The organism is Tabrizicola sp., from assembly GCF_016793705.1.
Taxonomy (GTDB): Bacteria; Pseudomonadota; Alphaproteobacteria; order Rhodobacterales; family Rhodobacteraceae; genus Tabrizicola.
In genome coordinates, this window is the sequence record NZ_JAEULO010000034.1 from 24,863 (window position 1) to 32,442 (window position 7,580).

General features: G+C 66.7%; 7 protein-coding genes. All 7 read left to right on the plus strand.

The features are described 5' to 3' along the window. The first annotated feature begins 4 nt into the window (after positions 1-4). The 7 genes from ugpC to JNJ68_RS07295 all read left to right on the plus strand — a co-directional run bounded on the left by ugpC (position 5) and on the right by JNJ68_RS07295 (position 7,566). Positions 5-1,117 (plus strand): sn-glycerol-3-phosphate ABC transporter ATP-binding protein UgpC, encoded by a 1,113-nt coding sequence (gene ugpC / locus JNJ68_RS07265; RefSeq protein WP_294980790.1) that lies wholly within the window; start codon positions 5-7, stop codon positions 1,115-1,117. After that, positions 1,117-2,604 carry a GMC family oxidoreductase gene (locus JNJ68_RS07270; protein WP_294980792.1) on the plus strand — a complete coding sequence of 496 codons (1,488 nt, stop codon included), beginning with the start codon at positions 1,117-1,119 and terminating at the stop codon, positions 2,602-2,604. Before ugpC ends, JNJ68_RS07270 begins: the two co-directional genes overlap by 1 nt. Next, a complete protein-coding gene (locus JNJ68_RS07275) occupies positions 2,601-3,359 on the plus strand; it encodes a 3-ketoacyl-ACP reductase (RefSeq protein WP_294980794.1) in 759 nt (252 codons plus the stop codon). Before JNJ68_RS07270 ends, JNJ68_RS07275 begins: the two co-directional genes overlap by 4 nt. Positions 3,360-3,362: 3 nt before the next feature. After that, positions 3,363-4,943: an FAD-dependent oxidoreductase gene (locus tag JNJ68_RS07280; RefSeq protein WP_294980797.1), complete on the plus strand. Its 1,581-nt coding sequence runs from the start codon at positions 3,363-3,365 to the stop codon at positions 4,941-4,943. Beyond that, complete coding sequence (locus JNJ68_RS07285; RefSeq protein WP_294980800.1) at positions 4,940-5,248, plus strand: Dabb family protein; 309 nt, start codon at positions 4,940-4,942, stop codon at positions 5,246-5,248. Before JNJ68_RS07280 ends, JNJ68_RS07285 begins: the two co-directional genes overlap by 4 nt. Positions 5,249-5,395: 147 nt before the next feature. Then, a complete protein-coding gene (locus JNJ68_RS07290) occupies positions 5,396-6,565 on the plus strand; it encodes a dihydrodipicolinate synthase family protein (protein ID WP_294980803.1) in 1,170 nt (389 codons plus the stop codon). Beyond that, on the plus strand, positions 6,565-7,566 hold the full coding sequence (locus tag JNJ68_RS07295; RefSeq protein WP_294980806.1) for a LacI family DNA-binding transcriptional regulator: 1,002 nt from the start codon (positions 6,565-6,567) through the stop codon (positions 7,564-7,566). The genes JNJ68_RS07290 and JNJ68_RS07295 overlap by 1 nt, the downstream gene beginning before the upstream one ends. Positions 7,567-7,580 lie beyond the last annotated feature (14 nt).

A 7,580-nucleotide genomic window follows, 5' to 3' on the forward strand; every position in this document is an offset into this window, starting at 1 on the left:
CCCGATGGGCTTTCTCGACATCCGCAACGTCACCAAATCCTACGGCCAGGTCGAGGTGCTGCACCGCGTCGACATCGCGGTGGAAGAGGGCGAGTTCCTGGTCCTCGTCGGCCCCTCCGGCTGCGGCAAGTCCACACTCCTCAACATGATCGCCGGGCTGGAGGCCATCACCGGCGGCGAGATCGCGATCAAGAACCGAGTGGTGAACGGGGTCCACCCCTCCAAGCGCAACATCGCCATGGTGTTCCAGAGCTACGCGCTCTACCCCAACATGACCGTGGGCCAGAACATGACCTTCGGCCTCGAAATGCACGGGGTGCCGAAGCCCGAACGTGACAAGGCGCTGGCCTCCGTCGCCAAGCTCCTCCAGATCGACCACCTCCTCGACCGCAAGCCCGGCCAGCTTTCCGGCGGCCAGCGCCAGCGTGTTGCGATGGGGCGGGCACTGGTCAGGAACCCCGATGTCTTCCTTTTCGACGAGCCGCTCTCCAACCTCGACGCCAAGCTGCGCGTTGACATGCGGACCGAGATCAAGAAGCTGCACCACAACCTCAAGACCACCATCGTCTACGTCACCCACGACCAGATCGAGGCGATGACGCTCTCCACCCGCATCGCGGTGATGAACAAGGGTTTCGTCCAGCAACTCGGCACCCCGAAAGAGATCTACGACACCCCGGCCAACGTCTTCGTCGCCACCTTCATGGGCAGCCCGGCGATGAACATCATCCCCGCCACCGTGGTGATGGAAGGCGGCCAGCCCCACGCCGCCGTCACCGATGCCGAGGGCCAGGTCCAGCACCTGCGCTTCAGCCAGCCCGGCCTCGTCGCCTGGGCGGGCAAGCCCATCCTCCTCGGCATCCGCCCCGAGGCGATCACCGACCCCGAGGGCGCCGACCGCAAGTCCGGCAACATCGTTGCGCTGAAAAACCGCGTCACCGTCACCGAACCCGCCGGTGCCGACACCTTCGTCACCATGACCCTCTCCGGGAAGGACGCCATCGCCCGGATGCGCGCCGACGCCAATGTGGCAGCGGGCCAAAGCTTCGACTTCGCGGTGAACATGGAGAAAGCCGTCGCCTTCGATCCCGCGACCGAGGACCGGATCACCGCCTGATGCAACCGGACGTCATCATCATCGGCTCCGGCATGGGCGGGGCGACGCTGGCTGCTGCCCTTGCCCCCACCGGCCGCCGCATCCTGATCCTGGAACGTGGCGAGCGGCTCAAGGACTCGCCCGAGGCTCGCGACCCTGCCGCCATCTTCCAGCGTGGCCACTTCAAGCCGAACGAGACCTGGCGCGACATCTCCGGCGCACCGCTCCACCCTGGCAACTACGCCTATGTCGGCGGCAATACCAAGTTCTACGGCGCCGTCCTTCTGCGCTACCGGGCCGAGGATTTCTGCCCCCTCCGCCACATCGACGGCACCACCCCCGGCTGGCCGATCTCCTACGACGATCTCGAACCCTTCTACTCCCGCGCCGAAACCCTCTACCGCGTCCGGGGCGACGTGTCGGGCGACCCCACCGAGCCGCCGCATTCGGCCCCCTATCCCTTCCTGCCGGTTCCAGATGAGTCCGACATCGCCGATCTGCGCCGGGCCTTCACCGCGCAGGGCCTCCACGTCTCCGCGCTTCCCCTCGGCATCGACATCGAGGCCTGGCTGAAGCGCGCACCGACCGGCTGGGACGCCTTTCCCGACACCACCGGCGCAAAGTCCGACGCCGAAAGCTGCGGTCTGGCCGAGGCGCTGAAGCACCCGAACGTCACATTGCAGACTGGCACGAAGGTCACCCGCATCCTTGCCGAAGGGCGCCGAGTGACCGGGGTCGAGGTCGAACGGTCAGGGGTGCGAGAGATCCTGACAGCGCCCGTCGTCGTCCTTGCTGCGGGCGCTATCCTGTCATCCGCTCTCCTCCTCGCCTCCGCCAACGACGACCACCCGACTGGCCTTGCCAACGCTTCCGATCAGGTTGGCCGCAACTTCATGAATCACAACCTCACCGGCATGGTCGCTCTGAACCCCTTCCGCCGCAACCGCACGACCTACGAAAAGACCATACAGATCAACGATTTCTACCTGACCGGCGGCCCGAACGGCGAGCCTCTCGGCAACATCCAGATGCTCGGCCGCATCACCGGCCCGATCCTCGCGGGCGAGAGCGGCCTGCCGCTCTGGCTCTCGCGCCTGATCGCCGATCGCTCGATTCACATCATGGCCATGTCGGAAGACCTGCCCGACCCGAATTCCCGGGTGCTGTGGAAGAACGGAGAGGTCGTGCTGGACTGGCGCAAGACCAACACCCGAGCGCATGACCTGCTGGTCAAACGCCTGAAACAGGCGATGCGCAGGGCCGGCTGGCCGATCACCCTGGCGCGGGGTTTTCCGAAGTCAAAGCCCAGCCACCAATGCGGCACCAACCGCATGGGCGCGAACCCTGCGACCTCCGTGGTCGATGTGAACCTCAAGACCCACGACCTCGACAACCTCTACATTTGCGACGCCTCGGTCCTGCCCACCTCGGCCGGCGTCAACCCTTCGCTCACCATCGCCGCCCTCGCTCTACGCGCGGGCGACCACATCGCCCGGACCCTGCCATGAAGCCCCTCGCGCTTGTCACCGGTGGCCAGCAGGGCATCGGTCTCGGCATCGCAGAGGCGCTGACCGCGCAAGGCTTTCGCCTCGCCATCGCCTCGCTGCCCCCGGCGGATGACCCGGTGGTCGTCGAGGCCATGGCCAGGCTCGGCTCTGAGGTCTGCTACTATCAGCATGACCTTGCCGACCTTGCTGCCATCCCAACGCTCCTGAATCGGATCGAAGGCGACCAAGGTCTGCTCGACGCGCTGATCCAGAATGCCGGCGTGGCGGCGAAGGTCCGTGGTGACATGCTGGAGATCACGCCGGAAAACCTCGACTGGATCATGGGCATCAACTTGACCGGGGCTTTCTTCCTGGCTCAGCAGGTGGCGAAACGGATGCTCGCCACGACCAGCCCGCACTACCGCTCGATCACCTTCGTCACCTCCGTCTCCGCCCGGAGGGCCAGCCCCGAACGCGCCGACTACTGCATCTCGAAGGCCGCCGCCGCCATGGTCGCCCAGACCCTCGCCCTCCGCCTTGCTTCGCACGGCATTGGCGTCTTTGAGCTGCGCCCCGGCATCATCGAGACCGGCATGACCGCCGGCGTGAAGGACAAATACACCGCGCTCATCGAAGGCGGCCTCGTCCCGACAGGCCGCTGGGGCCGACCTACTGACATCGGCCAGGCGGCGATCCCCGTCGTCACCGGCCAACTTGCCTTCTGCACCGGCGCCGTGATCCCCGTCGACGGCGGGCTCTCCATCGAAAGACTTTAAGAGATGACCGAAGGCTACGATTACATCATCATCGGTGGCGGCAGCGCAGGCTGCGTTCTCGCCGCCCGCCTCAGCGAAAACCCAGCCGCCAAGGTTCTGCTGCTCGAAGCTGGTGGCCGCGACCGCCACCCGTTCTACCACCTGCCCGCAGGCTTCGCGAAGATGACCAAGGGCATCGGATCCTGGGGCTGGCAGACCGTGCCGCAGCGCCACATGCGCGGCATGCAGATCCGCTACACGCAGGCCAAGGTGATCGGCGGCGGCTCCTCGATCAACGCCCAGCTCTACACCCGGGGCAATGCGCTCGACTACGAGGACTGGCGCCAGATGGGCTGCACGGGCTGGGGCTACGAGGACGTGCTCCCGTACTTCCGCAAGTCTGAGGTCAACGACAGCTTTGAAAACCGTTTTCACGGCAAGGGCGGCCCCCTTGGCGTCAGCCAGCCCCGCGCGCCCTTGCCGATCTGCGAGGCCTATTTCGCCGCCGCCGCCGAGATCGGCATCCCCAGGAACTGCGACTTTACCGGCGAGACCCAGGACGGCGTCGGCTACTACCAGCTGACCCAGCGCTGGTATCGTCGCTCCTCCGCTGCCACCGCCTTCCTGAAGCCCGCCCTGAAACGCCCCAACCTCACCCTGAAGACGGGCGCGCAAGTCCTGCGCATCGTCACCGAAAAGGGCAGGGCGGTCGGCGTCGAAACCCCCGAGGGCATCCTCCGCGCCACCACCGAGGTCATCCTCGCCTCCGGCGCCATCGGCTCGCCGCGCCTTCTGCAACTCTCCGGCATCGGCCCCGCCGAGGACCTCACCCGCCTCGGCATCCCCGTCGTCCTCGACCGGCCTCAGGTCGGCGCGAACCTGCAGGACCATCTCGACCTTTTCGTCATCGCCGAATGCACCGGCCCGCACACCTACGACCGCTACGCCAAACTCCACTGGTCGGCGCTGGCGGGCCTGCAGTATCTGCTGACCCGCAAGGGCCCCGTCGCCTCCTCCCTCTTCGAGACCGGCGGCTTCTGGTACGCCGACCCGTCCGCCCGCTCGCCCGACATCCAGTTCCACCTCGGCCTCGGCTCCGGCATCGAGGCCGGTGTCGCCGCCATGCCGAACGGCGGCGTCACCTTGAACTCCGCCTTCCTCCGCCCCCGCAGCCGAGGTACGGTCCGCCTCGCCTCCGCCGACCCGAAGGCCGCCCCCCTGATCGACCCGAACTACTGGGCCGACCCCTACGACCGCGAGATGTCGATCAAGGGCCTCAAACTCGCGCAAGAGATCATGCGCCAGCCCGCCCTGAAACCCTTCATCCTCGCCGAACGCCTCCCCGGTCCGGCGGTGAAGACCGACGAAGACTACATCGACTACGCCTGCAAGAACGCCAAGACCGACCACCACCCCGCCGGTACTTGCCGCATGGGGTCAGACCTGGAAGCCGTCGTTGACCCGCAACTCCGCTTCAACGGCATCGAGCACTTGCGCGTCGTCGACGCCTCGATCATGCCCACCGTCGTCTCCTCCAACACCAACGCCCCCACCATCATGATCGCCGAAAAAGCCGCCGACATGATCAAGGAAGCCCAAAGATGATCCGCCACATCGTCCTCCTCAAAGCCCGCCCCGAAGTCACCGAGGCCCAGATCACCGCGATCTTCGCCGACCTCCACGCGCTCCGCCTCCCCGGCATCCTCGCCATCCACTCCGGCCGCAGCGAAAGCCCCGAGCAGATCGAACGCGGCTACCTGCACGGCTTCACCGTCGACTTCACCGATTGGGCAGCCCTTGCCGCCTATCAGTCCCACCCAGACCACCAGCGCGTGGGTGCCGCCCTCGTCGCCGCAGCACAGGGCGGAATCGACGGCATCCTCGTCTTCGACCTGCCGACCGCGCCATGATCATTCTCTGTCCTCAAATATCCTCGGGGGGTCCGGGGGCGAAGCGCCCCCGGCGTCCGAGCCGGTTGCGCGCGTTTCGCGCGCAGAGGCGAGGCAAAAGGCTCGCGCGTCAGCGCTCATTTTCCGAACCGTCCGAGAGGCCACCTGATGCTGACCCTCCCCACCGCCGATGCGGGCTTGAAATCCTACCGCCTGAGCGGCACTCCCCTCATTCCCCGCGCGCCCAAGGTCCCGCTCACCCGCACCGCCTTCGCAGCCGCCCATGTCGTCTCCGACCCCCTGCGTGAGAGGAACCCCTGGGACAGCCGACCCGCCGTCGATTGGGACACGACCCTGGCCTTCCGCCAGCAGCTCTGGGACCAGGGCCTCCACCTCGCCGAGGCGATGGACACTGCCCAACGCGGCATGGGCGTCAATTGGCCCACCGCGCTGGAGCTGATCCAGCGTACCATGCGGGCCGCCAAAGCCCATCCCCTTAGACCCCGGGTCGCCTGCGGGGCGGGCACCGACCACAAACCCGCACCGGACCTCGCCACCCTCGACGCCATTCTCGCCGCCTATACTGACCAGGCTCAGGCGATCGAGGCCGCAGGCGGCCAGCTCATCCTGATGGTCTCGCGTGCCTTCATTGCAATAGACGCAACGCCCGACACCTATCACACGGTCTATCGCTGCCTGATCGACCAGGCGCGCGAGCCGGTCATCCTGCACTGGCTGGGCGACATGTTCGATCCCGCGCTGACCGGCTACTGGGGCACGACAGATGTCGCCCAGGCTACGGATTTCGTGCTCAACCTCATCGCCGAAAACCCAGCCAAGGTGGACGGGATCAAGATTTCACTCCTCGACCAGGCCCACGAAGAGCAGTTCCGCGCTCGCCTCCCCGCGGGCGTGCGTCTCTACACCGGTGATGATTTCAACTACGCGCCCCTGATCGAGGGCGACGGCAACCGTCATTCCCATGCGCTCCTTGGCATCTTCGCCGCCATCGCCCCCGCCGCAGCGCAGGCGCTGGACGCCCTCGCGCAGGGCGACAGCGCGACCTACCACCGCCTGCTCGCCCCGACCGTCCCCCTCAGCCGCGAAATCTTCCGCGCGCCCACCCGCTTCTACAAGGCGGGCATCGCCTTCCTTAGCTGGCTAAACGGCCACCAGACCCATTTCATCATGCCCGCGGGCTTCCAGTCCTCGCGCGACATCACCCATTATGCCCAGGTCTTCCGGCTGGCCGATCAGGCAGGCTTGCTTTCCCGTCCCGATCTGGCAGAAGCGCGGATGACCACCCTCCTTTCCCTGCACGGCATCGACCAGAGCTGATGGACAAACGGCCGACGATCATCGACGTGGCGACGCTGGCGGGCGTCTCCAAATCGACCGTCAGCCTTGTCCTGCAGCAAAGCCCGCTGGTGAAACAGGAAACCCGCGATGACGTGCGCCGCGCCATGGTCCAACTCGGCTATGTCTACAACCGCGCCGCCGCCAACCTCCGCAGCGCCAATGCCGGCTTGATCGGACTGGTGATCAACGACCTCAGGAACCCGTTCTTCACCGAATTCGCCACCTCCCTGCAGATGGCACTCTCCGCGCGCGGCTATGCCACCGTGCTGGCCAACACCGACGAAGACCCCGCCCTGCAGGCCCAGGTCGTCGGCGCGATGCTGGAACACGGCGTCTCCGCCCTGATCGTCTCTCCCGCCTATGGCGACGAGGCCCTGACCTTCGACGCCATCGCCCGCGCCAATGTCCCTGCGCTGCAAGTGCTGCGTCGGGTCGTGGACAGCACCCGCTTCCCTTTCGCTGCCCCCGACTACCCGACCGGCTCGCGCCTCGCCACCGAACACCTCCTCTCCCAGGGCGCGCGCCACATCGCCTTCGTCGGCGGCCTCGAAGGCCGCGCCGTCACCCAACTGCGCATGTCGGGCTACCGTGACACGCTCGCTGCGTGCGGCCTGACCCCGCTCCATCTACCCGGTCGCCCCGGCCGCGCCTTCGGGCGCGAGGCCGCGCGCCGTCTGCAACAGGATCATCCCGCCGTCGATGCCGTCCTCTGCTTCAACGACCTGACCGCACTGGGCCTGCTGACCGGCTGCGCCGAGCTTGGGCGCGCTGTCGGGACCTCGCTCAGGATCGTCGGCTTCGACGACATCGAGGATTGCGCACAGGTCTTTCCTACCCTTTCCTCCGTCCGCTGCGACATCGCCGGTTTTGGTCGGCGGATGGCGGAAACGGTGTTGGGTTGGCTGGAAGAGGGTCGTCGCCCGCCTGCGGAAACCGTTACAGCTGTGACATTGATTCCCCGCGCGTCGAGCCAGTCGTGATGATGAGAGACCCC

Excerpts from the sequence above, each read along its gene's own strand:
- JNJ68_RS07295 (WP_294980806.1), top strand. The coding sequence starts at position 6,565 with ATGGACAAACGGCCGACGATCATCGACGTGGCGACGCTGGCGGGCGTC.
- ugpC (WP_294980790.1), top strand. The coding sequence starts at position 5 with ATGGGCTTTCTCGACATCCGCAACGTCACCAAATCCTACGGCCAGGTC.
- JNJ68_RS07270 (WP_294980792.1), top strand. The coding sequence starts at position 1,117 with ATGCAACCGGACGTCATCATCATCGGCTCCGGCATGGGCGGGGCGACG.
- JNJ68_RS07280 (WP_294980797.1), top strand. The coding sequence starts at position 3,363 with ATGACCGAAGGCTACGATTACATCATCATCGGTGGCGGCAGCGCAGGC.
- JNJ68_RS07285 (WP_294980800.1), top strand. The coding sequence starts at position 4,940 with ATGATCCGCCACATCGTCCTCCTCAAAGCCCGCCCCGAAGTCACCGAG.
- JNJ68_RS07290 (WP_294980803.1), top strand. The coding sequence starts at position 5,396 with ATGCTGACCCTCCCCACCGCCGATGCGGGCTTGAAATCCTACCGCCTG.
- JNJ68_RS07275 (WP_294980794.1), top strand. The coding sequence starts at position 2,601 with ATGAAGCCCCTCGCGCTTGTCACCGGTGGCCAGCAGGGCATCGGTCTC.